Raw genomic sequence first — 25,446 nt, 5'->3', positions numbered from 1 at the left:
TCTCATTTTTAATGGGCGGTTTTCATTTTACTAATAGATGTTTAAATTTCCTAAAACAATACCTAGAGGTTCGCGGCCGCTAAGGTAGTTCGTGCTAATCCTGGCATAGGAATAACATGGTGGACATGGCCATAAAGATGCTCTAAATTATTACAAGTGGCGTTCGTCTGCGCCTGCAGCCTGCTTCGGCAAACCCAAAGGGAAGACGTATTCATTCAGTCAAATATAAACTGATACTTCATTTAGCAAAAGTATTCGCAGGCAGTGCTTGAGCGCTATTTGAGGATATTAGTATGTACGATCGTAATCCCCCAATACATCAGCCAGTGCCTTACTTTTCTAAGCGCGAGATTGACGAGCTAAAACGAAAAGCTAAGGAGCTCAAAAAAGACAAACCACGCCTTACACATACGCAATCGTTAGACTTGATTGCGAAGAGCTATGATTTTAGCCATTGGAAAGTCTTACAGAAACATACTGACGTTGATAAGGCTTTCAAGCAGTTATCTCAGCTCCCGGTCATAGCAATATTCGATATTAAAGACTATATGAGTTTTGCAGAATCGGCATTTGACGAGGGGTGGTGGCAATCATCAGAATGGTTTGGGCAATACCTGTTGCCTAAGCTATATCGGCATTATTGCGCAAACCCGCCAACATACGATTTGGATGATGAAGGAAACCTTGATATCTCCTTTGAAGATTTTTCCGAGGCATCCTCACCTGTTGCTGTTTTTCCATCCGTGACACCAGTAACTGATGAATCGATAGAGCTGTTTATGAAGGAATTGACTAACGCCGCTTTCTTCGCGCCAATGTATATTATTAAACGTGGGGTAATATTCGATTTATTTTCTGAAGTACTAGACGAGGAAACAAAGCGACTCAGGACCATTTTTGGCTTTGCGGAGCGCTGATCAACATCGCTTGTAAGTGGAGAGAGCTAGACCAAAAACGGAGGCAATCGCCTCCGTTTTTCATTAAATTCATTCGTGAAGCTCTATGACGTTGCCTTTTGGCGTTCAATCACTTCGTTCTGTGCCTCAATTGCTTTATCAATTACCCGAGCATACACACGCTTCTTCTCGCGCGATTTTGCATTTCGCACGAATTCTGACAGGTTCGAATTTTCAGGTGCTTTGCTACCAAAAATACGGCTAAGCATTTGTGTTTCCTCAATATTATTATTTCGTTTGCTTTGTCCACGTTGTTACATGATACAAAGGGCGCTTATTTTATCAACTGTTCCAACTCAATGCGAGTGAATTTCTCAGTAATCAAACTTTCAACATCTGTAACATTGTCATGATAAAACCGCGTATGGCCTCGGTTATTTTTAACCAATAAATCTACCTGGATTTGACTACCAAATTGTCTTTTCAGTTCCCGTACAACTTCCTGAGCTCCCAAAAATTGCTCAATGAACGTTTCAGGAAGAATTCGTCGCCCCTCCTCTTTCTCACGTGCTTGAACGAACTCCCACGCCATTGCTGGTGATTGGTAGACAAACAAAATTAGAACGTTTCTTTTACGATCAAGACAACGTTGAATATTTTTCTTAGCAATATCTAATTTCGATAACGTGCCATCTAGCAGGAATGATTGTTTACCTTGAAATGCATAGTCTAATGCTCGCTCGATAATCACGGATATTGCTCGTTGAAACAGGTACGAGTTTGCGCCGTTATATCCGGGGAACTTACACCGGAGATCGTCTGGGTCTAATCGAATCACATTATCCGAGCCAATCTCCTTCAAAAATATTTTGGATGATTCAGTTTTCCCAGCGCCGGGCGAACCACACATGAATACTGATACCGGATCTCGCTCTTTTGCGTAGATTGTTTTATCGGTGAGTTGACGCGCTAACTTCGTTTTATTTTTCTTTGCGTAAGTTATTGCTTGCTGCTCTATTTCCTTGTCCTCTGGCGACATGCGTTCTCCTTGGTGCTAAAACCTAACTTAATATTAGAGTAGCTCTTTACCAACACTTCTGGCATTTAACCAAGCTATACTCTCATCATCCAGTTTTACAGACTCTTGAGTGCAATTTTTCAATACATCCGCTAATGACTGTGTAGATTTAATCGCCTCTATTTGATTCGCCCCTAATCTGACCGAATTGATTAGCAAGTTCGATCTCGCATCTCTTCCGATTATCTGCTTTACCTGCATACCTTGGCTTCCTTTTAGTATGTCATACCAATACGAAAACGATTAATTTTCAACCTTAATTACGCATCAAATATTCCTGACAACGCTATTTTACTAGCATAAAATCGCGCACAAATCTGCATACCTACCCACCATCCAAAAACCTAAATAGCATGAAATCATGCTTTTTTGCCGCTCAAAATAGCATGATTTCATGCCAAGACCATGTGACCAAGTTGGCGGTGACCATGCTAATTTACCTTAATGGATTTTAAGCGACGCTGAGATGACGGATAGCTGCAGCCCTTGTGTAGCAAGGGTTGCAAAACAATGCACATTAAGGTACAAAGATAAAAATTACCCCAGACTACCTTGACATGGTAGGGGTTTCGCTGAGGGGCTGTCCCATGCTGAGCGCCGACGACGAGACTTGTTTGGGTTGGCCATTTACGCCAAGTATGACGACCCCACGTTGACCCGAGAGGCCATCGCCAAACTTGCCTGTGAACTGTTGAATGAAGACTGTCTGAAGCTGCCCGGCTTCGGTTTCTCAACCGTGCGTAATGATCTGTACCGCCTTGATGAAGAGCTACAGCACCCAGACCACGCCACGTTGAGATTCTTCAACTCGGTGCCTAGCGAACAAGAGATTATGAGCACAAACCCCACTCACCGTTGGTGGCCGCGCTGGCGCAGCGTCATCGCTCGCAAACTCCCGTATCTGGTACTGCCAGAATGATTTCGCTTTGTGCACCGCTGCCACGGTGCACAAAGCCTGAACCCCTTGATTTTATTCACGCAATCGGAGATTTCCCCCATGAATAAACAATTAAACAAAGCCGTTACGGCACGATTCTCAGGCGAGGATTTCACTCGTCTTCAAACCGAAGCAGAGCGCAGAGGCTGCACTGTGGCTGATGTCATTCGAAGCTCATGGACACATTACCAAGAGCAACAGCAATTGCAACAGCTTTTGCTCAAACTCGAACAGCGTCAGCGCAAAGTCCAGTTTGAAATGCTGTGCACAACCTTGGACTTGGCCGATGCAGATCGCAAACAAGCCTTAAGCCAACTGCACGGTAAGGGAGTGAAATTCTAATGAACAATCATCCCACCTCGTATCGTCGTCAGGATTGGGCAAGCATCCTGTTCGTTGGCAGCACCATCTGGCTTGCCACCTTTGTTGGCCTGCTTATCTGGTCTTGGTCATGGCTGACGCCATGGCCAGCGTTAAGTGTCCATGTGGACTATTGGCTGGATAGCGTAGCAGGATTGGTCGTTGACCAGTCCTTACGCCCTTGGCTTGGCTACTGGAGCGCGTTAGCCAAACAGGGCTGGCACTTGGCCTTTGCTCTGCACCTTGTCTTGCCAGCCTTGTTGGCAAGTATTCCGGCGTTTTTCAGTGCAAGACGCTTTTACGTGACCGGCGGCAAAGACGGTTACCGTCATATCTCTGGTGCACGTTTACATCAAGGCCGCACGGCGCTAAATCATGCTAAGCACATGGCCAAACGGGAAGCTAAGCAAAGTAGCAGCCAACCGGGCTTAAAACTGCACCCGCAATTGCAGATCAGCAAAGCCCGTGAGTCTGGCAACATCCTTGTGGTGGGCAACCAAGGCACGGGGAAAACCGTGTTTATTGCGCCTCTGATTGATCAGGTCATTGTTCGGGGCGAACGCGCCTTTATCTATGATGAGAAGCGCGAGTTTACCGCCTTGTTCTACCAGCCTGAAACCACCGTGTTACTGGCTCCATGGGATGCTCGTGGCACAGCGTGGGATATTCAATCTGATGCCCACAATGCGACACAGGCGCAGCTCATTGCCGAGCGACTCATTCCTGAGTCTCACGAACCATTGTGGTCAAACGGGGCGCGGATGTTGTTTTGCGGCATGATTGAAATATTGAACCATACCCAAACCCGTTGGGGTTGGTCAGAGCTGGCCGATATCTTAAGCTGTGACGAAGCCGTACTGCAAAGCCAGTTAAGCCAGTATTACCCACGCGCTGCGCGGTTTATCGTTGAGGGTAGCAAAACCACCCAATCATTCTTTGCGCAGCTTGTCGGTAGCTTAGGTTGGATTTACACCCTCGCTGATGCATGGCCAAAGGCGTATGAAGATGGCTTTTGTGTGCGCGACTGGGTGAGTGACCCAGAGACAGAAAAGCCCATCATTATCGTGCAAGCCGACAAACGCTATAAAGATATCGGGGCACCGTTGGCCAATACGCTCATTGCCCTGATGACCAGTCATATCTTGGCGCAGACCAACAGCACCAAGCGCGAGTTGTGGCTGTTTATCGACGAATTAGGCAACTTGCCCAAGAACCCAGCCTTGTCAGAATGGATGAGCTTAGGCCGCAGCAAGGGTTGTCGTATTTGCGGCGGCACACAATCCATCTCGCAATTGAAACACATTTACGGTGAGCAGGAAGCGGATACGCTTTTGAACATGTTTACCCTGTTTGCCTCCATGCGTGTGGGTGCGGCTGGTGAGACCGCGACCTATACCGCCAAAGCCTTTGGGGAGCGTGTCGTTGAACGCCCCACTTCCAGTGCCGGCCAAGGTGACGGCACCACACAAAACTGGCACCGGGAAACACTGCCATTGGTCAGTGCATCAAACCTTGTGCAGCTGCCGCAGCCCAATAAAAAAGGCGTGGTGGGATACCTCTTAATTCCCGGTTATAAGGCCGTGTATCGCCTTCGCTGGCCATACAGCAAGCTAAGCCCTGTCAGTGATGAGCATTGCCCGGCACAGTGGTTAACGGCCAAACCAACACCACTCGAAGCCCCTGAGCCAACAGACAAGCCCAGTCGCCGTGAGCAACTTAAAAAACAGAGGCAAGCCGCATGAATTCCATAGGTGCCATTAACGACATTTTGTATTACGAGAATGATGATTACTACCAGAACGAAAAAGGCGAACCACAGGGCAAAATGATTGGCCTTGCGACCAAAGGGCTGGGGATTAAGCGGGAGCTGGATCCCACGGTGTACCGCCGTGTGTTCAGTGGCTTTGCCCCTGACGGCCCCCCTTGTGTGAAAACGCCGGAGTCCACCACAGACCGGGCTGGGACTTGACTTTCTCTGCCCCCAAATCCGTGTCCATGCTCTTTGCTCGTGCCGATGACGATCTCCGAAAAGCCATTCAAGAGATTCAGCAAAAGGCCGTCGAGGAAGCGTTTGGCTTTATCGAGCAACATGCCGCCTTTACCCGACGCGGCAAAGGCGGTCATATTCAAGAGCGTGTCACCGGTTTAATCGGGGCGACCTTTGAGCACTGTACTTCCCGTGCACAAGACCCCCAACTCCATACCCACTGTCTCATTGCCAACCTTGCACCACGCGCAGACGGCAGCTGGGGCACGCTGGAATCGAAACACTTTTTCTTATGGCAGATGGCATCCGGTGCTATCTACCGCAGTGCCTTGGCTAACGGTTTGCGTGAGCTGGGCTTTGAAGTTGAAGCCGTGGAAGGTCACAAGCACTTTGAAGTCAAAGGCGTTGACCAAGGTATTTGCCAATTCTTTTCAAAACGTGCTGAAGCCATCAGAGCACAAATGGAAGCCATGGGCGTACACAAGGCCGCATCTAAAGTTGGGGATACCATTACCTTAAACTCCCGTGATTACAAGCAAACCGTGGACAGACCAAAGCTCTTTGCCTCATGGCAAGCAGACATGGACAGATTAGGCTTTACCCAAGCCGACATGGATAACCTACGTGAGCCAAACCTAATCCCCTTTCCTGAGCCGCTGCCGTTGCAGCATATCTTGGATAAATTGATTGAGTCCCAAGCGGTATTCCGCTTGCAGGATATCTATGCCGCTGTTGGGGTCGAAGCTCAGTTTAATCATGTATCACGTTTAGACATTGAAGATACGGTGCGAGAATTATTAGCCGACAACGACATGGTGAGCCTTGGCAAAGACCTCAGCAACAACCAGATTTACACCACTAAGGCCATGCTGGCCATTGAGCAAGACTTGTTAAACCATGCCGATAATATGCACGCCAGTCACCATTACAAGCTGGATGAACGCACCATTAAAAACGCCATTAGCCAACAAGGGCAGCAGCAAGGTTTTGCGCTGTCGGATGAGCAAGTCGAGGCGGTGTTTTCGGTGTGTCAGTCGAGTTTGGATATCATTCAAGGCCGGGCGGGAGCTGGGAAGTCCACATCCATGCAAGCCATGCGCTTAGCCTATCAATCCCAAGGGTTTAGCGTGCGTGGTGCCACCGTGGCTAGACAAGCGGCGCAGCAGCTTGAAAAGGACACCGGGATTGAAAGCACAACCTTGGCCAGCTTGTTAACCGAGCTAGGCAAAGGCAACGGCCAAGCCAAGTTCAAAGACACAGTGATATTGCTGGATGAAGCTGGCCAACTGGCCACGCCGGACTTGTTGCAATTGATGCAGGCCGCGCACACCGCTGGAGCCAAGCTGGTTTTGGTCGGCGAGCAACAGCAGATGGATGCGATAACCCATGGCGGCAGCTTGCGTTATCTTTCTCAGCGCCAAGGCTGTGCGCGAATTGATACCATCCGACGTCAACGAGAAGCGTGGGCACGTACGGCGGTCAATGACTTACGCGCTGGTAATGCCAAAGCGGCACTGGACACCTTTGCAGGCAAAGGCTTGCTGCATATCGAAAAGGACAGCCAGAGCGCCCGTGAGCAGTTGGTGAAACACTGGCAAGCGTACTCCGAGGTTAATCCCGACAAGCAAACCATGATCATGGCGCAGCGTTGGAAGGACGTAAAACCCCTCAATGACTTGGTGCGCAAGGTCTATCAAGAGCAAGGAAAACTGGGCACCGAAAACATCCTGACCGAGTGTGTGGTGTCCAATCAAAGTCTGTATTTTGCTTTCTCCAAAGGTGAGCGGGTCAGGTTTACCAAGAACGATTACAAACGAGATTTCACCAACGGTGAGCAAGGCACCATCACCCAAGTACTGCAACAAGGTGATGATATTCGTTTTACCGTCAAACTCGATTCAGGCCGCACGGTGAGCTTTTATCAGTCGGATTACTCGGATGAGCAAGGCAGGCTGCAACTGGTGCAAGCCTATGCGTGTACGGTTTACAGCAGCCAAGGTGCCACGATTGATGGCGATACCTTTGTGCTGTATACAACCGCCATGGACAGAGCCGCAAGTTACGTGGCCGGAAGCCGTCACAAAGACAACTGCCACTGGTTCGTCAATGGCCAAGAGCTGGATGCCCAAAGCGGCCAAGCCGACAAAGGTCAAACGCCTGATATGGCCACACACCTGAAAACATTAGCACGGTGCATGAGCATCAATAAACACAAAGCCATGGCCAGTGAGTACATTGCCGAGCAAGAGGCACAGCAGGAAGTCTCTCAGCAGATCACCAACGAGAACGAGTTGGCCGCTTAGACCCAGAAACAACAAAGCCCACGAGCGTGGGCTTTGTTCATTAATTATTAACAAGAATCAACTGGTTACTTTAGACTTAAACTCATTAGCAAACATTTCAAACTCTTCTTGCATAACGGGGTGAGCTGAACTCAAACGTTCCCTCTCTTTGTCAAGAATATTAAGAGCCTTTGATTTATCACCAAGTAAGAAATGATAACAGGCTAATTTTTCTTGTTGCTGTCTTACAGAGGTATACCTCAGAAGCCCGTCTAATAAATCAGAATGATTGGCAAAACGCTCTTCTGTTTTAAGAGATATAAAATTCAAATACCCCTGAAACGACTGTGCATCTTCGATGATGCTATCCCTCTCAAAGGTAAATTTAACGACATCATTATTATCATCAAATCCTCCAATATTAGACGAAAAACTAGCATACAAGTATGGAGAGTATTTTCCCTTATTGCACTCAGTCAAAAATGACTCTAACTTCCTCCAACCGACACCAAACATTGGATTTATAACAAGTGAATTAGCTGACTTGTCTGATTCGTTAAATCCGATTCTCAGATACAGATCATCACCATATTGTTTATAAAAAATACCTTCTTTCTTCTTTTTAAAGCCTATTTCTTTAAAAAGAGAAATACATGTATCGCTTAGTAATTTTCCCATAGGTACTAATTTACCGGACATCACCTAACACCTTTTCTCTTCAAACGAACACGCAATCTTTTCACCTACAGGTAAGCCAGCTTTCTCCGCATTAGCTCCCCGAGGTATGACCGGTTCTCCTCTACCAATTGCATCTTTAACTGCTTGCTGCCCTTTAGAAAGTGAAGCATTCCCTGTTTTCACCTCAACAAGGTTTGGCTGCCCATCTTTAGTCGTTACAAAGTCCACTCTAGCCCTATCACCATCAAGTGTTTCCACTGTAACTTGTTCACCACGGTTAGCATCACCTAACTCCTGACGAACTTTGGCTTCACCTGCTTTACCTTGAGCTTTATTTTGTGCCAGTTGATCCTTTTTGGATATTTGACTCGGACTTCCAATATCAGTTGTTTTTTGACCTGCACTATTAGCGCTTTGAGTGTTATCCGCGCCGTTAGTTGTCTTAGTGCCGCCATCAGTATTTGAGCTGCTTTCACTCTTTTGAGTCGTTGGCGTTGTATCGGTCTTCTTAGAAGCTTGACGAGCATCAGCAACCTTTTCAGCTCCCGCCCTTGCAGCTTTACTGGCTCCTGCTGGCACAAATGGAACGAGCGTGGCTGCTGCATCAATGGCTAAATCAGTTAAGCCCTCTGTCACCATATCATCGTTGCCAGTAGCCGCACCGTATGCAACTTTACCAACATCAAAAATAACATTACCCACATCCCAAATGGTGTCGATAACATACCCTGTTGGGTCTGTTCCGGCCATTGGGTTGTTCATGATGTAGCTGTATGGATTAATGCCTTGGCTGTTACCAACGAACTGGATCACAGGGTCTACAGACAAGAAACGACCAAGGTTATAATCGTACACCCGACCGTTCATATGAATGAGCTCAACGTCATCCAAATGCAGGTGGTCGGTAAAGCCGCGCCGAGTGATACCGATATTACTGATACCTGCATAGTCAGTAAAGTTTTTAAGGCGCGGCCGTGCCCCAGGCTCCATCAAAGAGCCATCTAGCATTCGCCGTTTACCAAAGGCGTCGTAGTCTAGCTGGTTTGTTCAAACTAAGCTACGTGGTACGCTTAATCGCTCAGCACCTCCTCGGTCAGCAGCTGCGCTAGCATTTATGGTGGTATGGACAGCTTAGTTGGTTAGCTTGTTCAGCTTCGGAATACCGCTAGGTTTCTAGAATAGGTCGAAACTTACGCGATCGAGCAACGACAGGGCAGAAACCACTTGCACCGTCGTGGCAGAATGACTAATATAGCCACCGTTCACACTCGTGAACGCCTCAGAATGTGCGTCCGTAGCTCAGTTGGTTAGAGCACTACCTTGACATGGTAGGAGTTACTTAATTATTAAGGCCACTTCATAGCCGCATGTAGGATTCGTAAAATTCTAAGGGCGTCCTTACTGAAATCATACACGACAATATAGTTTGCATGCACTACAAGCTCTCGAGTTCCAAGAACCCGTCCTTCACGGCCTATTTCTGGATATTCAGACAGATTTGCTACGCTTGACGAGACTTGATTATCTAGTTGAAGCGCCGCTACTGGGTTATCATTTTCGATAAAGTCATAAATTTGCTCACGATCCCGAATAGCTTCAGGAGTCCATTGCACAATCATCGTTGCTTATCGATGTTACGCTGCGTTAACGCTCTGCGTGCCGCAAACTTAGCCTCAACGTCACCCGCTGGAACCAAATTCCCAGCGTTAGCAGAATCAAGCCCTTGCTTCACTTGCTCCCTAAACCAGCTATCGTGCTCAGCCAACCGCTCTTGTTGCTGAACGTACTCACGCATAAAGTCACGTAGCAATTGCGCACTACTGCGATCGCGCGAGCGTGCGGCTTTTGAAAATTCACTTTTCAACTCATCGTTAACGCGGAACGTAAATGTTGCATCGCTCATATCTCCCCCCTTGTGTTACATTGTTAGTACAATGTAGCACCCGATCTTTGCTCCGTCTAGCTGAAGTCATTCTTTCCTATAAAGCGGATGACTTTAGATAAAAAACTAGTTTGTTGGTTTTCGCGCCAACATAGTCGCAAACTTCAATCGCGCCCCATTGTGCATAGTGCCCAGATCTTCATTGTATTTAACTAGCTCCCAACCTTGGTAGGTATCCCGTAATTCGCTTTCGTCAAATGTGAACGGAAACGGCATGGGGCACGGGTACTCGGCTGTGCTCATGGCGCATACAATTAAGTTGTAGCCGCCAGGCAACGTATGCGCTTGCATGTCAGCTAACACCGCAGCAACACGCTCTGGGTTTAAAAACATTAAGGTTACTGTGCACGCAATAAACCCGAAGTTATCGCTCAATTGCGCGTTGTTAATGTCGTATACCTGCGAATTAATGTTCGCAATGCCCTCTTCGGCTGCAATTTGCTGCAACATCGCAATGGCACTGGGGTTGCTATCTACAGCGGTGACATCAAAACCCTGCTGACTCAAATAAAGCGCGTTACGCCCGTTTGAACAGCCCATGTCTAGGACTTTACAAGGTTCAACCACCGCACATGCTTCAACAACTTCACTATGTGGTGGGTTTAATCCATAACGGCTATTTAAATCAGCTGACATTCTATTTCCTGCCCTGTCTATTCACGAATAACGAATAACGAATAACGCGCATTATACTTGCACTTTCAGAGTTAACAATCATAATAAATGCATGTTCAACAAGGAGGACGATCTATGCGTCAGTTATTACTTATTAGTTTTTTCAGTGTATTCATGATCGCGGCGGCTACGCCGGTACAAGCGCAAGACAAATCGCAGCCGTGGTTACCTAGTTTAATTACCGAAACCCCGCAGCAAGGTTTTGAGCTTGCCGTCAAACTGGCTCGCAAAGGGGTGACAAGCACACAGTCGAACAAAGAAGTGTTGTTTCGCGAGCGCGATAAATATTCCAACAATGCAGAAGATTTAATGATGGCATCGCAGGTGATCGCCCTGCACTATCAAACCATCGCAGCGGCTAATAATTATTGGCGTTAAACGAGCTTGTTGTTAGTGCCCAGTAAAGGTGCGCCGCCAAACTGAAGGGCTTACCTGATGGCGGCGCTGAAAGTGCTGGCGAAACGAGACGGTGTTATTAAAACCACAAAGCTCCGCAATCCTTTCAATAGAATGCGAGCCTGCTTCTAGCAATTCGCAACTGCGCTGTATGCGCTCATCATTTAGCCAGTTGATCAACGACTTACCGGTTGCTTTTTGAAAGTGACGCGTGAAAGTACGGCGACTCATCGACAAGCGTTCTGCCAACTCATCGATACGATGCGGTTGCTCAAGATGCTGACGCAGGTAGTCCAATAGCTTGTTGATGGTGATATCTTTGGTTGAATGAGCCACCGGCTGTTCAATATACTGCGCTTGCCCGCCCTCACGGTGCGGCGGCACCACCATCACGCGCGCAATTCGGTTTGCCGCCTGCACACCGCAGAATTTGCGAACAATATACAAGCAGCAATCAAGCCCCGCCGCAGTACCAGCTGAAGTAATCAACCCCGAATCTTCAATGTATAACGCATTGGTATCGAGTCTAACGTGCGGAAAGCGCTCCCTGAAATCCTGCTCGGCCAGCCAGTGCGTTGCAGCGCGGCGATTATCTAGCAAACCGGCGTAGGCCAACGCATAGGCCCCATAACACAACCCCACCACCAAAGCGCCACGTTGGTGAGCTTGTTGCAACGCATGCAATAACTCAGTACTCGGTCGAGCATTCAAATCATGCCAGCCCGGCACAATCACAATGTCCGCACTAGTCATGAGTTCAAGCCCACCATCAGATGCCACTTGAAAACCATGGTTAGCGGTATCGGCAATATGCGCTTCGGCCGCTACTTTTAATTCGAACAAAGGATGCTCAGTAAATATTGGACTGAACACGGTATAGGGCACCGAAAAATGAAACGGCGTTATTTCGGGGTAGAGCAATAAAGCAATGCGTGGAATAGTTTTCATGGCCCAATTATTTCGTTAAATGACATTTAGGTCAATCGTTTACCTAGTCAAAACCAAACATAATAGTTAGCGTTCAATCACTCAAAGGAAGCAACACATGAAACACAGTCTAAAAACACTTATTATGGCATCAGCCCTAATCGCCACAACGGCTTGCACTGGTGTTGGCGACACCACCCAACACCAAACGACTACAACAACCACCGAGGTAAGCGTTCAGCATATTCGCAACGCCACCGTAAAAATAACCTATGGCGAAACTACCTTCTTAGTTGACCCCATGTTAGCGGGAAAAGGCGCCTACCCTGGTTTTGAAGGCACCTACAACAGCCATTTACGCAACCCGCTGGTTGACTTACCCATGCCAACCGAGCAGCTTTTAGCAAATGTTGATGCGGTAATCGTTACACACACCCACTTAGACCACTGGGACGACGCAGCGCAACAAGTGATACCAAAAGCATTACCGTTATTTGTACAAAATGAAGCAGACGCAAAAACGGTACGGGACCAAGGCTTTACCGACGTTCGCGTGTTAGATCAAAGCGCTGAATTTGCCGGTGTTACCCTACAAAAAACTGGCGGCCAACATGGCGAAGATAGCGTGTATGCGGTGCCTCCGGTTGCGCAAATGCTCGGCGAAGTAATGGGCGTATTATTTAGTGCTCCTAACGCCAAGCAAGTGTACTTAGCTGGCGACACCGTATGGCGCCCCGAAGTTGAGCAAGTGCTTAAGGCTGAACAGCCAGAAGTGATCATTCTGAACACTGGTGCGGCAGTGATAAATGGGTTTGAACAAGCACCTATACTTATGGGTACATCAGACACCTTGCGCGTTCATCAAATGCTACCTAACGCCAGTATTGTTGCCGTGCATATGGATGCTGTGAACCACATGACTGTTAGCCGCGCTGACTTACAGCAGTTTGTGGACACCCAAGAAATTAGGGCAGCGGTTCGTATTCCTGCTGACGGTGAAACCTTATCGTTTTAAATAAACTTAGGCGCTGCGACACGCCGTGGCGCCTTCAACTGCTGCAACATACCCACAAGCAACTGGCCGACAGTGTGAACTTCACTATGCAGCGAATGATTATCGTCAACAAGCACCAAACGTACATTATGGCGCTGCGCCCAAGTAATAGCATTGTCTACCGGCACCACCTCGTCATGCCAGCCGTGCACGGCCGCAACTTGGCTAGCGACTGGGGCTGGGTAATGATTTGGGTAATCGGGTAAGCCAAACGCCGGCGCCATAAGTAATAAGCTATCGGGTTTTAAATGTGCTGATGCCGTGGTGCTGACGTAACCACCCATACTGGAGCCTACTAAAATCAGGCCGTTGTGTTCTGGCAGCTTGGTATTCAGCAGAATGTTCACGCGCTCGGTGGGATCATACGTTGAGGTATAATCCACGCTGATTGTCTGTGCGCCCTGCGCTTCAGCAATTTCTTGTAATTTCCTAATTTTACGGCCATGAGGGCCGGTTTCTTTACCGTGACTAAATACTACGAGTGGTTTGGTTGGCATGAGAAGTCCTTATCTTGTTATCGTTGGGTGGTGCCAAGCATTACGTCATTCGGCTTCATCGCAAGTCATCGCCCTGCACTATCAAGCGATTGCAGTGGCAAATAATGACAGAGATTAACCTTTAAACAAAGGTTCCCAAACTAAATGACATACAAATAATCTGCCGGTGTTCTTACGTGTATTCCCAGAGGCATTAACTATTCGTACCCCCACAGCCACCAAAATCGCTGAGACTTCGATTCGCGGTGACAGTGGTTGTTCAGACCCCATGTTACTTGACCACCACCCAGTACACCCGTTGGGTGAGTACACCTTGTTGCACTCTGCAGCGGCCATGCACCGCAGCAACCTGAGGTGCATGGTGGGTTTTATTGCGAAACCAGCAAACAGCGCTATAGTTAAATTTCATACCCTAACCAAAGACCAATCGCCATGATGAATCGTCAGCTAGCTATTTCTTTGAGTAGTCTATTAGTGCTATCCAGTTGCGCAAGCTGGGAAGCTGAACACCGCGAAGCCGTTGCACGCTCTTCCGCTCATCATTGGCAAAAATTGATGGAGCAGCATCATACCCAACCTACGGCTAGTGGGCCTAAATGGCAAATGCCTGATGCACAAGCCGAAGCTTATGCCAATTATTTAGAGCAGCTGCCAACGCCCAGAAGATTGCTAGAGGTGACCGGAGGCAAAGATTGTGCGCTGAATGAGCTCAGCCAAACCTTTGTTGTTCATCAACAAGCGCCCGAACTCGTAGAGCGGCAACGCAAAAAAACCGCGAAATCAGTGGATGTCGAGCAACGTGGCCGCACGGTGACGATTATTTCTGGCGATTGTAGTCTTGGTGAACTGAATGGCCCGGTGACGGCCTTGTATACCGATAACTATTACTCCCAATCTCAATACATTGCTGGTGAGACTCAATTCCTAGGCCGTATTGACGGTTTCTTTAAGAAGGGTCGACTGCATGGCGAAGCACGCGTCATTTCGATAGATAAATCGAACTCAAGTGGCAACTGGCGCGAGTCTTTAATGCTGAAGATAGGTATGTTTGACAATGGCTCTGAGGTAGGCCCCCATTTGATGATTTATGGTGAGGGCGAAAATCAGGTCATTACGTTAACGCAGTCTCTGCAAGACAATTACGTGCGAATGAACTCATGGATGTCAGGAAAACCTAATACCCGGTTTCATATGCTTAATGGCGAAATTGAGGGCTGGCTTGAGTTTGCGAGTTCTGTGTTAAAAGATGATCCGCAGTGTTATCGCATGGGACAAAAGGTCGAAAATCCTGCTTATTGTCAGCAGGTTGCACCTCGACTTGAGCAATTAATGCCAGTAGCTGTTGCAGCAGAATTGCCGCGGCTTGCGTCGTTTAATGAAATGGATACCATCCCGGCGGCGGCTCCACGTGCCGCGACGCCTGCCGTCCCTGCAGCGCCGAATGCCCCAACAGCGCCTGCAAACCCAACAAGCCCTGCACCACAGCAACCTATTGCTCAGTCAACTTGGAGTATTCCGCGAATCCCTGATCTGAATTGGCTCACAATGCCAAACCTCAAGCAGTTATATAGCGCTCGTGCCAACGAATATATTCCACGTTTACAGCAACAGCTGCTGACTAACATGGTTCAATATTTAACTCCTAAAGCAGGTCCTTCTTGTGTTTTGAATGATGACAGCACCAGCTATTTGCTGTTTCAATTAAGCAAAAGTGACTATGAACAACAACGAAATAAACAGCGTAGCCGAAATAATGTTTACACCGATGGACAGCCCAGCATCATGGTTGCGGAGGGCGCTTGTGAGAATGGCCAACTTGACGGCGACTTTGTCGTTATGTTCCGTTATCCACATAGCCTTAAGATGGGGGCTTATCAAGCATCGTCTAACATCTATGGTCGCATTGAAGGCACCTTTGTTGACGGCAAACTCCATGGCGAAATAAGCCGAACTTGGTTAACACAACATCAACCGGGCTCGATGGGCGCTACAGAAATAGCCGCCAGCTTAAGCATCTATCAACACGGCCAACGCGATGGTGAAGAGATACACGTCATTGCCATACCGAACAGTCGTTCAACCCGAGTAGTAAAATTAACCCCCTACTCTGTACAGCGCGAGAAAGCTGATATTTGGCTCAACGGAAGGCCTCAACTTTCTTCCATGATGAACCTAGGCGTGATTGATGGCTACGTAAAATATTACGATGGCTCCTTAAGCAATTTAGTGCAATGCTTTCAAGATGGCATTCCACAAACGAACGATAACTACTGTAAGCAGTTAGGATTTTAAACACATCGCAACCTATTGCCGCAACTCATGAGAATTAGCATTAAGATTGTTGCGGCAATCGTTCCCCATGTTGGCTTCGATAATGGCTAAGTCTTCGGCATCCGTCAGACCATCATAATTCAGATCAAACCAACTTGATTTGCCACGTTCGGGCTCAGCCCAATACTGCCAACCGTCTAAATCATCTTGGTTTACCTGCAAATCACCTGTACCGTCTCCTGGGCAGGTCACGGCGGTAGCAAGAAGCTCGTTGAGGGATGCCCGCAGCAAGCTTAAGCGTGCCTGGGCCTCACCATTAAGCTGGCTCTCCCCAGGGCTTACTAACAGGTTATCGGCCTCTCTATCCAGCTTTAGCTCAACCGGATTAGTACTTTCATTAACTTCATAAAACTCTTCACTATCAATAAGTTCACCTGAGTCACATTGCAACGTGGTTAAGCGCACCAATTTGTATTTATCGTCACGAAACGCAAGTTGTCGCTCAGGAAACAAGTCAACGCTCGGTTCACCAATACCTTCAAGGTAGGTATTTACTGCGCAGCAAGAACTAAAACCAGCACTGTTAATGTCACTGCCTGGCCCATACCAAACGCCACTTTGATCATGACAGACTTCCTCTTGCGGAAAGATTTGTACACACAAATTTGCCTGCGGAATAACACAGGGAGGCCCTGTTTCCGCGCGGATATTCATGCCGAGTTCAGCAAAGTTATAATCCCGTATTGCTTCTTGATTTGAATCTTGCAAATAAGGAACGATAGGTGCAGCATCTAAGCGTAACTCTGCGGCAAGTTCATCGCTATCAATCCCGGCTAAACCAGTAAACAAGCGGAACAAGTCAGTACTATTAATCAAGTGCGGCACATCTCGATTGGGTTCATCAAAGCCAGGGCCCGTTACAATCAAAGGAACCCACACCCCACTCTGATACAGGGTTCCCTTCGCCCGCAAGGGGTCAAATGGCAGTTTTACTGAAGGCATGTAGGTACCATTATCCGCAGTAATAACCACCACGGTATTACTCTCGTCGTTAAAAACTAAGCTACCATCGGCTTGACGTATGGCAATGTTAGTAGCTTCAAGCAACCGCCCTATTTCATGGTCAACGGCCTCCAACATATGTTGAGCAATGATTCGTTGTTGTACCGCGGTCGCTAATTCGGTTGGGTCGGCAATGCCTAAATCCGCCAACTGACTACTTACGGGCGTGCCGCAGCCCAACAAACTTAGGTTAGCATCCGCAACCGGCAGTAGCGCCGCTGGTGGCGGCTGCAATGGTGCATGCAGGGCAGAAAAACCAAGACTTAGCATCCATGGTGTTTGCTCACTTTGTTCACGCTGCTGCATCTGCTGAATCCATGCAATCGCCCGCTCCGCTTCTTGCACAGTTCGATAACCACGAGCGCCAGCATCGGTAGCACGCAGCGTTTGATTGCTACCATCCATGTTATTGATTTTCCATTCACCCGTATAATAGCCATTTTGATGATCAAACCTAAGTTCAAGCGCGCGATTAGCATCAAAGCTCAGACTATTGGGATCAAAAATACCACCGCGCTCAACACAGGTTCTGCCAGGTGTCGGATACTGTTCTAAATCATTCATCACTTGAAAAGTTTGATCGGCAAAGTAACAAACCCCGCGATCTGCACCATGTTCTTCATCCAGTGCCGTAATGGGCACCCAACCGCACTGATAAGTACCCTCTGGCGCAATTCCTCCCGCGGTTGTATCGATCGGGTAAGGCGCACCATCAAGATAACCGGCAAAATAATCCCAGCCTAAATCACGCATGGCGCTGTCACCAAGTGCATGGTTATCTGGCCCTAAATCAGACCCTGTTAGATGCATTTTACCGATAAGTGCGCTCACGTAGCCGGCCTCTGAACGCAGTAATTCAGGTACCGAAACCGCGTAGGGAGACATTTGGGAGTTGGCTAAATCCGTTGAAACAATTGCGTTTCGAACACCATTTCTGAAGGGGTAGCGACCATCAAAAAACGTCACCCGGGTGGGCGAACAGGTAGGCATCGTCCAAGTATTACGAAAACGCACCCCAGCTTCAGCAATAGCATTAATCGACATGGTATTTGCCGGTACCGCACCGCCATACCCAAAAGCCGAAAACTGATCGATACCTGCATCATCGATAACAATAAACAGGATGTTGGGTGGCGTTTCTGCCAGCGGCGGCTCTGGCGGCGTAGGTACTGGAGTTGCCACCTCAGAATCATTATTGCATGCGCTCAACAACACCGCTGATGATAAAACGAACATTCTAACAAGGTGCCACATAGGTTTCTTTCCCTAGCTACGTAACCACTAAGTAAAGACCCATTAATCGTTTCTGTCAAAGCTAGTGCTGCTCATATGGAAGTTATTTATACCATTGCTCCGCCAACCTCGATGTACGATAATGCCACTATGACAACATTATCCCTACTAGAACTGGTGCGTGTGACCACCGCAGCTGATGCTGGCACTGCCATTAATCACGCTCGTGATCTTGGTCATCACGCCGAACAATGGGGCTACCAACGAATTTGGGTAGCTGAACATCACAACATGCCGGGTATCGCTAGTGCGGCAACCGCATTGGTGGTTGCACACATCGCTGGCGGCACCCAATCCATTCGGGTCGGCGCAGGCGGTATCATGCTACCCAACCATGCGCCCTACATTATTGCGGAGCAATTTGGTACGCTCGCTCAATTGTATCCGGGCCGTATTGATTTAGGTTTAGGCCGAGCCCCTGGCACGGACCCCGTCGCTATTCGTGCTATGCGCCGTCCGGCTCATGCATCTGAGCAATTTCCACAAGATATCTTGGAGTTACAGAGCTACTTAGCACCAGCTAGCGAGTCACCAGCGATCTTGGCGGTACCAGCTACCGGTACGGAAGTGCCTTTATGGATTTTAGGCTCGAGTATGTACGGTGCCAGTTTAGCCGCCGAACTTGGCTTGCCCTATGCCTTTGCCTCCCATTTTGCACCTGCAATGCTCCTGCCTGCGCTGCAACTGTATCGCAGTAAATTCAAGCCCAGCAAGCAACTAGCCGAGCCCTACGCGATGGCGGGCATTAATGTGATTGCTGCTGATACGGACGCCGAAGCTACCCGTTTAGCTACCACTCAGCAGATGTCTTTTGCTGATTTAGCCGGCGGTCGCCAGCGCTTAAGTCAGCCACCCATAGACGACATTGAGAGCTATTGGTCACCAAGAGAGAAGGCAACCGCAGAACGCATGCTAGCGCGGTCCGTGATTGGCGCCCCTGCCACGGTGCGACAAGGCTTACAGAGCTTCATCAAGGAAACTGGTGTCGATGAACTCATGATTGTGTCGGACGTGTACGACCATCAAGCCCGCTTGCGTTCCGTTGAGCTTATTGCGCAAGCGATGCAAAATGACGAGCCGTAACCAGCCACAATCACCAGAGAGGCCCCACATGCAGCCAAGTATTTCGGTCATTACCTTAGCGGTTGACGATTTAGAACGCGCACTAGTTTTCTATCGCGATGGTTTGGGTTGGCCTACTGCTGGCATTTTGGGCACCCAATACGAATACGGTGCGGTGGTGTTTTTTGATATTAATCCGGGGCTTAAACTTGCCCTGTGGCCGCGTGCTAGCTTAGCTCGCGACACCGGGTTGCCACTTGCTGAGCCCACCTCAAGCAACATGCTGCTCAGCCACAATGTGGCTGAGCGCGACCAAGTAGATGCTGTATTTGCGCAAGCACTTGCCGCTGGCGCCAGCCTAGTCAAAGCGCCACAAACGGTGTTTTGGGGTGGCTACGCTGGTTATTTTAGCGACCCCGACGGCCATTTGTGGGAAGTGGTGTTTAACCCCGCTTGGCCAAGCTAACGCAGCCAGCTATTGCGCATCACACACAGTTCCTACAGCCGCTTCTATCAGCTGGAGATCGAGCTCGTTGGTTTGTGCATCAAAATTTACATCGTACCAACTTGAACCCTGCCAGCCAGCCGCAACAATGGCTTGGTAATTATCAATATCTAACTGATCAACCACACCATCATCATTGCCATCACCTATACAAGCAGGTTGCGAAGCCATGATAGCCGCCAATGCCGCGTTTAAATCCGCATACTGCTGCTGTAACTCAGTACTCAACTGCTCCAATGCAGCCTCACCCTGGCCCATCAGCAAATCACTGTCTTGCGTGTCTAATGTTGGCATATTCCGTTGGTTTACTTGGTAAAGCTCAATCGAAAAAATATCCACCGGATTGCCGCTACTAGGGTCAAAATCTAACGCATGATTTTGTACCAACTTAAAATCGTCATTCCGAATCGCTTGATAGTTGGTCCAGCCCGCCGGAATTTTATTAGTGCTGTAATTGTCAGGATCAGCAGCATAAATATCCCGATTCACTTGCCAGCATTGTTCCAACTCGCCCGATTGATAAGTTTCGGTGACCACCGGATTGTCGGCGCCAACGCCCCACCACACACCGCCATTATCTTCACAGACACCTTTACTTACCGGAGTATGAGAGCATTGCGCAGCAAACGCACAAGGACCGTTGCGACCGCCATCTTGCTGTATGTTCAAGCCACCTTGAGTGAAGTTATAATCGCGCAAACTAGTTTGCGTAGGATCTTCCAAATAAGCCAGCAAGCCAGCGCTATCAGGACCACCAGCCGCAATCGTCGCGGCGTCAAGACCGGCAATTTCTCCAAACAAACCATACACATCGGTAGTATTCACCAGATGCTCGACCGCACGATCCGGTTGTTCGATACCTGCCCCACCTACAATAAGCGGTACCCAGACGCCCGTTTGATACGCGGTACCTTTAGCTCGCGCACCATCAAAAGGTAGTTTCACCGTCGGCCCAAATGAGCCATTATCGCCCACTATCACCACCACCGTATTGCTGTCAGGATTGTACTGCAAGCCCGATTCGCCCTCAGTAGCAATGCCCGTTGCAATCAATAAGTTCGCCAAAGCTGTATCTAAACCTTCAATCATGGCATCAGAAATTCGTCTCGAATTAATAAAATTACCGTCGGTAATTTGACACTGTGGTGCTAATTGAAAATGCGACTGAGAAGGCAGCAGTGCTGCCGGTGGTGGCTGCAACGGAGTATGGGCAGAGCTGAAACTTAAGGTCGCCATCCAAGGTTGATTGCCATCACGCTGGTTGATCCAGGTGGTCGCAGCTTCTGCTTCTATCACCGAACGGTACCCACGGCCGCGCATATCGGTTAACGGTACCCGCTCTACTCCACTCGCATCATTAATTACCAGTTCAGAAACGTAGTGCGCATTTTCTCGATCAAACACCACAAACTCAGGCACAGTGTCGGTACAGGCTTGCTGCGGTACCAATACGCCACCTTGGCTCAGACACTGTAAACCGGCACTCTCACCCTGGCTATTAGTAGCAAGCTCGGTACACTGCGAGGGAGTATAGCAAGCCCCACTATCGGCACCATGCACGGGGTCATCAGCAAGCGTCGGAACGTACCCGCATTGGTAGGTACCAACAGCGGCGACACCGCCTGCGGTGGTATCAATGGAAGCTGGCAAGCCCCCTAACCAACCGTAAAAGTAATCCCAACCCAGCACCTGCGGGGTGGCATATTCAAACGGGTTCAGCTCGGGTCCGGCTAGATGAAACTTACCGAACAAACCGCTTTCATAGCCCGCTTGTTGCAATAATTTAGGCACCGTTGTGGCGTATGGGGATAATTGTGAATTGGCTAAGTCATTCGGGCCTAAGGCCTGATACATGTTAGTGCGCAGCGGATATTTACCTGCTAACAAGGCAGCGCGACCCGGTGAACACTCAGGCATCGACCAGGTGTTACGAAAACGCACTCCGGCCTTAGAAATAGCCTCAATGGTAGGCGTTGGCGGCGGATTAAAGCCACCGTAACCCATCACCTCCATTTGGTCGATGCCTACATCGTCCATAATCACAAACAAGATATTAGGCGGCTGCTCTGTTATCGGAGGCTCTTCTATCGGCGGCTCTTCGACCACTGGTGGCGTGTTTGGCATCTTATCTTCGCAGCCAGCTAACAGACTTAAACATAACAATAAACTGAGGTGAACCTTGTTCATGACAGGCTCCTAATAACGTGCAGGTGAATTAATTAAGGGATCAAACGGATTAAGTTGGCGCAATTGCTCCATTAACCGTTCACGTTCGTTGATATCATTACTGTACTGCCATAATGCCAAGCGCAAATGCCGTTGCTGCGGTGCCTGTGCGAGCGCCGTTCGCAATCTGTCCATCGCTGCTTCATGCTGGCCATTATCATAAAGTGCTATGGCTAACACATAACTGTAGTGAGCATTATCCGGAGCCAAAGCCACCGTTTGTTGCAGTTGCTCTAAACCAGCGGCCATCTCGCCTTGCCGAATCAACATCAGCGCTAGCGCAAAGGCTATTTCAGCCGCTTCACCTTGCTGTTGCTGAGCGCTTACCAAGAGCTGCTGGGCCGCCTTAGTGTCGGATTTTTCTAACCACTGTGCCAGGCCAATAAGCGCCGGAATATAGTGCCCGTTACGCTGCAATGCAGCTTGTAAATCATGCTGAACTTGTGCCTCAAAACCCAGTGTGGCAGCCACTAGTGATTGATTATAATGCCCCTGCGCAGTGCCTAGATGATGCTGCTGTAATTCACTGTATTCCGCTAGCGCGGCGCCTTCTGCTGCAGCCTTAAACGGGTAATCTTGCGCCAACAGTTGCTCTACGGCCGTCATCCGTACCGCCAGCTCGGGGTCCGCTAGCAGCTTGCTTAACTGCGGCATCAACCAAGCCGGATTAAACAAGGCTGGAGCCACCTCGATTGCCGCGCGTCGCACCCAAGCATCTGGATGCGTCAATCCGGCTGCGACTTGTTGCTGCGCCGCCAACGAGGGATAGTGACCTAATTCTGCTAATAGCGCCGCATGGCGGATAGCTGGCTGCTGCCCAGCTTGCAGTTGCTTTAGCAAGCCTTCCGCTGCGCCCGGTAATCCCTCGCGAGCTCGGTACAGGGCTTGAGCGTAGCCACCATCACGCGGCTCAGCATCTGGATACCAGCGCGCAAACGCAGCAACCACCTCAGCTGCTGGTTTATCTTGATGGCAGCCTAAACAGGCATCGCTATGCTCTAACGCAAGCGCTTGGGCTGGGTTGGGCGAACTAAAACTATGATCATGACGTAGATCATTGCCCATATAAACCCGTCCCGGCATATGGCAATTCACACACTGAGCACCGGCACTATCGGCGGGATGAAAATGATGCGCTGGCGAAGCAAAAGCCTGACCCTGCAACTTATTGAAATCTATGGTTCGTGGCGTATCCGCGATGAGTTTTGGCGTTCCTGCAGGGTTGTGACATTGGCTACACACCGCATTCGCTGGGGCGCGTAATTCACCACTGTGAGGGTTATGACAATCGCTACAAGTCACTCCTGCTTGGTGCATACGACTTTGCACAAATGAGCCGTACTCAAACACTTCATCTAGAATTTTGCCATCAACTTCATACAAATCGGCGCGCAATGGGCTGATTAAAAACTGCTGATGCACCCCTACGTTGGGCTGAAACGGTAGGAGTTCATTGCGGCGGCTATGGCACTGGGCACATACCTGTAATTGCTGATCTGAGGCGGCCAAGGACAACTCAAACCCGCCGCCGTCGGCTTGATGATTGCCAGCTGGGCCATGACAACTCTGGCAGCCTACGCCTAATTGTTGCCATGAGGATGCAAAGGTATCGGTTTTAGGCTGATACTGGGTTTGATAATTCGACACATGGCAGCTCAAGCATTGTGTATTGGCTAGGTGGACGGGTTGGCGCCAGTGCAACGGATGGTCTGGGTTATCGGCCACCTCTGGATAGAGATCAAACCACGTTTGCTGCTCCGTCGCAAAAGCCAAGTGATGGGCCTGCAAACGGCCATCAGGGTTAGCAATCAACACCTGTTGCAACGGCTCATAACCTATCAGCCACGCCGGTTGCTCGGTTGCTTTAAGCTCGCCTAGCGGCAGTTTATGGTCGTTGTTGGCAGGCGTCAGAGCCTTCGCATGATGAGAATTGCGCCACTGCTGATCCGCTTGTTGGTGGCAGCTCTTACAGTTGCTTTCGTCCACCCAGGCCGGGCTCGCCTTAGTAGCACTGACAGTGGCACTGGCAGTAGCACTAACAGTAGCACTGCCGGTGGCGCTGAGACCAAGCAGCAGTGCTAACCCAATCATGTAACTCAATCCCTGTCGAACCAACATGGCATGTGTACCGTTTCAATGACGCGCTGAAATATCGCTCAACTAGGCATGAGTAAAGATTGAATCCATAGCTTTGTCAATCAATAAGACACTAACGCTGCAAATAAGCAGTAAAGCTCATTCCTGTCCAGCGTTTAAAAGCTTTGGCAAATGCTTGCTCATCACTATAGCCAAGGTAATCAGCTAAACTCGCTTGAGTCAGTGCTACCGGCGCCGCAGCGGGCTTAGCCGTTGCCGCCAGAGCTGCGCGAGCAGCCTCAATTTGAGCGAGCGCCAACTGTTGCTTAAGCGTTTGAGATAACGCTAAAAAGCTACAGCCTTCAGCTTTTAAATAGCGCGCCAAAGTACGTTCGCTTACCGCTAACGTTGCCGCAACTTGGGCGCGGCTTAACCAAGGCTGGCGTTGTAACAAGGCCTCGCACTGCTCACGACAAGATTGCGCCTGTAACTGGGCTAACTGCTGTTGCGCCAAGGTGAGCATTTGCGCTTGCAGCGCTGGACTTACCTCGCGCTGCCGAAACTGCCAATCGCTATCACTAAACACAATGGCATTGTCGGGCTGAGCAAAACTCAGCTCAGCAGCTCCAAAAGCTTGTTGATAGAGCTCCGGCGTAACTTGCGGTTTATGTTTAAACGTCACCCGCACCGGCGTAATAGGTTTACCGGCCACCCAGGTAGCACCATGCGCGATACTGGCAAAAATTGCTTCAATCCGCAGTGCCACAGCTACCTTAAACTTATCGTGATAGGTGAGTTGCCAGCCATCGGTCACCTTACGTTTAGTAAATGCACCGCCCTCACCCACTAAACTAGAGAAAGTCACTAAGCTCTCTACGGCAGTGCTTAACGACGGCGAACTTAACAGTAAAAATCCAATAGTATCAAAGTGCTGGGGCTGCAAAGCTAAGCCAATCGTTAACCCAAGCTGTGGTTGCTGCAACTGCTCTAAGCTTTGCCATAACTGATCTTGTAGCGCAAGTGGCAGCCGTTGCTGGCCATCATAACGAGCCAATTGCTGCTCTAGCTCAGGTGCAAGCTTAACCTCAGCGGCGCTTAGCTGCTGCACAATCGCGTGGGTAAAACTTTGGATAACACTGGCTTTATCATGGTTCATGCACTTAGAGTAATGCAACTGTCCTAAATTAACCAGTAAAATGTCCGAACTAAGCATAGCTTGATTTGCGTCAATTGTTATTATCT

General features: G+C 49.0%; 25 protein-coding genes. 11 read left to right on the top strand and 14 right to left on the bottom strand.

Annotated elements, in window-relative coordinates; translation table 11 throughout:
• Positions 1 to 293: 293 nt before the first annotated feature.
• On the top strand, positions 294 to 917 hold the full coding sequence (locus AB8S08_RS05325) for a hypothetical protein (protein ID WP_369744012.1): 624 nt from the start codon (positions 294 to 296) through the stop codon (positions 915 to 917).
• Between the two features lie 83 nt (positions 918 to 1,000).
• On the opposite strand, the gene AB8S08_RS05320 is transcribed toward AB8S08_RS05325, so the two are convergent.
• Positions 1,001 to 1,165: a hypothetical protein gene (locus tag AB8S08_RS05320; protein WP_369744010.1), complete on the bottom strand. Its 165-nt coding sequence runs from the start codon at positions 1,163 to 1,165 to the stop codon at positions 1,001 to 1,003.
• Between the two features lie 65 nt (positions 1,166 to 1,230).
• A complete protein-coding gene (locus AB8S08_RS05315; protein WP_369744008.1) occupies positions 1,231 to 1,935 on the bottom strand; it encodes a zeta toxin family protein in 705 nt (234 codons plus the stop codon).
• A 691-nt stretch (positions 1,936 to 2,626) separates the two neighbouring features.
• Between AB8S08_RS05315 and AB8S08_RS05310 the strand changes: the two genes are divergently transcribed.
• The 5 genes from AB8S08_RS05310 to mobF all read left to right on the top strand — a co-directional run bounded on the left by AB8S08_RS05310 (position 2,627) and on the right by mobF (position 7,561).
• Positions 2,627 to 2,893, top strand: a complete 267-nt coding sequence (locus AB8S08_RS05310) for a hypothetical protein (RefSeq protein WP_369744007.1) — start codon at positions 2,627 to 2,629, stop codon at positions 2,891 to 2,893.
• A 78-nt stretch (positions 2,894 to 2,971) separates the two neighbouring features.
• Positions 2,972 to 3,253: a hypothetical protein gene (locus tag AB8S08_RS05305; RefSeq protein ID WP_349276134.1), complete on the top strand. Its 282-nt coding sequence runs from the start codon at positions 2,972 to 2,974 to the stop codon at positions 3,251 to 3,253.
• The gene (locus tag AB8S08_RS05300) at positions 3,253 to 5,013 is read left to right on the top strand and encodes a type IV secretion system DNA-binding domain-containing protein (protein ID WP_349276133.1); all 1,761 of its coding nucleotides are present in this window, start codon (positions 3,253 to 3,255) and stop codon (positions 5,011 to 5,013) included. Before AB8S08_RS05305 ends, AB8S08_RS05300 begins: the two co-directional genes overlap by 1 nt.
• Positions 5,010 to 5,240: a hypothetical protein gene (locus tag AB8S08_RS05295; protein ID WP_369744006.1), complete on the top strand. Its 231-nt coding sequence runs from the start codon at positions 5,010 to 5,012 to the stop codon at positions 5,238 to 5,240. The genes AB8S08_RS05300 and AB8S08_RS05295 overlap by 4 nt, the downstream gene beginning before the upstream one ends.
• Positions 5,241 to 5,260: 20 nt before the next feature.
• Positions 5,261 to 7,561: a MobF family relaxase gene (mobF, locus tag AB8S08_RS05290; protein WP_369744188.1), complete on the top strand. Its 2,301-nt coding sequence runs from the start codon at positions 5,261 to 5,263 to the stop codon at positions 7,559 to 7,561.
• Between the two features lie 57 nt (positions 7,562 to 7,618).
• Here mobF and AB8S08_RS05285 read toward each other — a convergent pair whose 3' ends face one another.
• From AB8S08_RS05285 to tehB, 5 genes are all read right to left on the bottom strand, one after another.
• Positions 7,619 to 8,239 carry a hypothetical protein gene (locus AB8S08_RS05285; protein ID WP_289096986.1) on the bottom strand — a complete coding sequence of 207 codons (621 nt, stop codon included), beginning with the start codon at positions 8,237 to 8,239 and terminating at the stop codon, positions 7,619 to 7,621.
• A 3-nt stretch (positions 8,240 to 8,242) separates the two neighbouring features.
• Positions 8,243 to 9,226, bottom strand: coding sequence for an RHS repeat-associated core domain-containing protein (locus tag AB8S08_RS05280; protein WP_369744005.1), 984 nt, complete (start codon positions 9,224 to 9,226; stop codon positions 8,243 to 8,245).
• A 338-nt stretch (positions 9,227 to 9,564) separates the two neighbouring features.
• Positions 9,565 to 9,837: a type II toxin-antitoxin system RelE/ParE family toxin gene (locus AB8S08_RS05275; protein WP_369744004.1), complete on the bottom strand. Its 273-nt coding sequence runs from the start codon at positions 9,835 to 9,837 to the stop codon at positions 9,565 to 9,567.
• On the bottom strand, positions 9,834 to 10,121 hold the full coding sequence (locus AB8S08_RS05270) for a CopG family ribbon-helix-helix protein (protein ID WP_110076941.1): 288 nt from the start codon (positions 10,119 to 10,121) through the stop codon (positions 9,834 to 9,836). Before AB8S08_RS05270 ends, AB8S08_RS05275 begins: the two co-directional genes overlap by 4 nt.
• Before the next feature lie 105 nt (positions 10,122 to 10,226).
• A complete protein-coding gene (gene tehB, locus AB8S08_RS05265; RefSeq protein ID WP_110076940.1) occupies positions 10,227 to 10,796 on the bottom strand; it encodes a tellurite resistance methyltransferase TehB in 570 nt (189 codons plus the stop codon).
• 114 nt (positions 10,797 to 10,910) lie between these two features.
• Between tehB and AB8S08_RS05260 the strand changes: the two genes are divergently transcribed.
• Positions 10,911 to 11,213, top strand: coding sequence for a hexameric tyrosine-coordinated heme protein (locus AB8S08_RS05260; protein ID WP_258306669.1), 303 nt, complete (start codon positions 10,911 to 10,913; stop codon positions 11,211 to 11,213).
• A gap of 12 nt (positions 11,214 to 11,225) precedes the next feature.
• Here the strand turns inward: AB8S08_RS05260 and AB8S08_RS05255 are convergent, their stop codons facing one another.
• Positions 11,226 to 12,179, bottom strand: coding sequence for a GlxA family transcriptional regulator (locus AB8S08_RS05255; protein WP_369744003.1), 954 nt, complete (start codon positions 12,177 to 12,179; stop codon positions 11,226 to 11,228).
• 97 nt (positions 12,180 to 12,276) lie between these two features.
• Here AB8S08_RS05255 and AB8S08_RS05250 point away from each other — a divergent pair, with 97 nt between their 5' ends.
• Entirely contained in the window at positions 12,277 to 13,173 is an 897-nt protein-coding gene (locus tag AB8S08_RS05250; protein ID WP_369744002.1) for an MBL fold metallo-hydrolase, read from the top strand.
• Here the strand turns inward: AB8S08_RS05250 and AB8S08_RS05245 are convergent.
• Positions 13,170 to 13,709 (bottom strand): alpha/beta hydrolase, encoded by a 540-nt coding sequence (locus AB8S08_RS05245; RefSeq protein ID WP_369744001.1) that lies wholly within the window; start codon positions 13,707 to 13,709, stop codon positions 13,170 to 13,172. The two genes, AB8S08_RS05250 and AB8S08_RS05245, sit on opposite strands and share 4 nt — an antisense overlap.
• Positions 13,710 to 13,980: 271 nt before the next feature.
• Positions 13,981 to 14,118 carry a hypothetical protein gene (locus AB8S08_RS05240; RefSeq protein ID WP_369744000.1) on the bottom strand — a complete coding sequence of 46 codons (138 nt, stop codon included), beginning with the start codon at positions 14,116 to 14,118 and terminating at the stop codon, positions 13,981 to 13,983.
• Positions 14,119 to 14,141: 23 nt separating this feature from the next.
• On the opposite strand from AB8S08_RS05240, the gene AB8S08_RS05235 reads away from it, so the two are divergent.
• Positions 14,142 to 16,001: a hypothetical protein gene (locus tag AB8S08_RS05235; protein WP_369743998.1), complete on the top strand. Its 1,860-nt coding sequence runs from the start codon at positions 14,142 to 14,144 to the stop codon at positions 15,999 to 16,001.
• A gap of 12 nt (positions 16,002 to 16,013) precedes the next feature.
• On the opposite strand, the gene AB8S08_RS05230 is transcribed toward AB8S08_RS05235, so the two are convergent.
• Positions 16,014 to 18,296 carry a sulfatase-like hydrolase/transferase gene (locus AB8S08_RS05230; RefSeq protein ID WP_369743996.1) on the bottom strand — a complete coding sequence of 761 codons (2,283 nt, stop codon included), beginning with the start codon at positions 18,294 to 18,296 and terminating at the stop codon, positions 16,014 to 16,016.
• Positions 18,297 to 18,371: 75 nt separating this feature from the next.
• Between AB8S08_RS05230 and AB8S08_RS05225 the strand changes: the two genes are divergently transcribed.
• Entirely contained in the window at positions 18,372 to 19,418 is a 1,047-nt protein-coding gene (locus tag AB8S08_RS05225) for an LLM class flavin-dependent oxidoreductase (protein WP_369743994.1), read from the top strand.
• 28 nt (positions 19,419 to 19,446) lie between these two features.
• Positions 19,447 to 19,863 (top strand): VOC family protein, encoded by a 417-nt coding sequence (locus tag AB8S08_RS05220; RefSeq protein ID WP_369743993.1) that lies wholly within the window; start codon positions 19,447 to 19,449, stop codon positions 19,861 to 19,863.
• A 9-nt stretch (positions 19,864 to 19,872) separates the two neighbouring features.
• Here AB8S08_RS05220 and AB8S08_RS05215 read toward each other — a convergent pair whose 3' ends face one another.
• The 3 genes from AB8S08_RS05215 to AB8S08_RS05205 form a co-directional block, all read right to left on the bottom strand.
• The gene (locus tag AB8S08_RS05215) at positions 19,873 to 22,089 is read right to left on the bottom strand and encodes a sulfatase-like hydrolase/transferase (protein ID WP_369743992.1); all 2,217 of its coding nucleotides are present in this window, start codon (positions 22,087 to 22,089) and stop codon (positions 19,873 to 19,875) included.
• A gap of 9 nt (positions 22,090 to 22,098) precedes the next feature.
• Positions 22,099 to 24,246, bottom strand: coding sequence for a multiheme c-type cytochrome (locus AB8S08_RS05210; protein ID WP_369743991.1), 2,148 nt, complete (start codon positions 24,244 to 24,246; stop codon positions 22,099 to 22,101).
• A gap of 91 nt (positions 24,247 to 24,337) precedes the next feature.
• Positions 24,338 to 25,417, bottom strand: a complete 1,080-nt coding sequence (locus tag AB8S08_RS05205; RefSeq protein ID WP_369743989.1) for an AraC family transcriptional regulator ligand-binding domain-containing protein — start codon at positions 25,415 to 25,417, stop codon at positions 24,338 to 24,340.
• Positions 25,418 to 25,446: the final 29 nt, after the last annotated feature.

Source organism: Pseudidiomarina sp. PP-1MA, from assembly GCF_041200125.1.
In the GTDB taxonomy this organism is placed as follows: domain Bacteria; phylum Pseudomonadota; class Gammaproteobacteria; order Enterobacterales; family Alteromonadaceae; genus Pseudidiomarina; species Pseudidiomarina fusca.
This window is presented reverse-complemented; position numbering and strand designations above follow the sequence as displayed.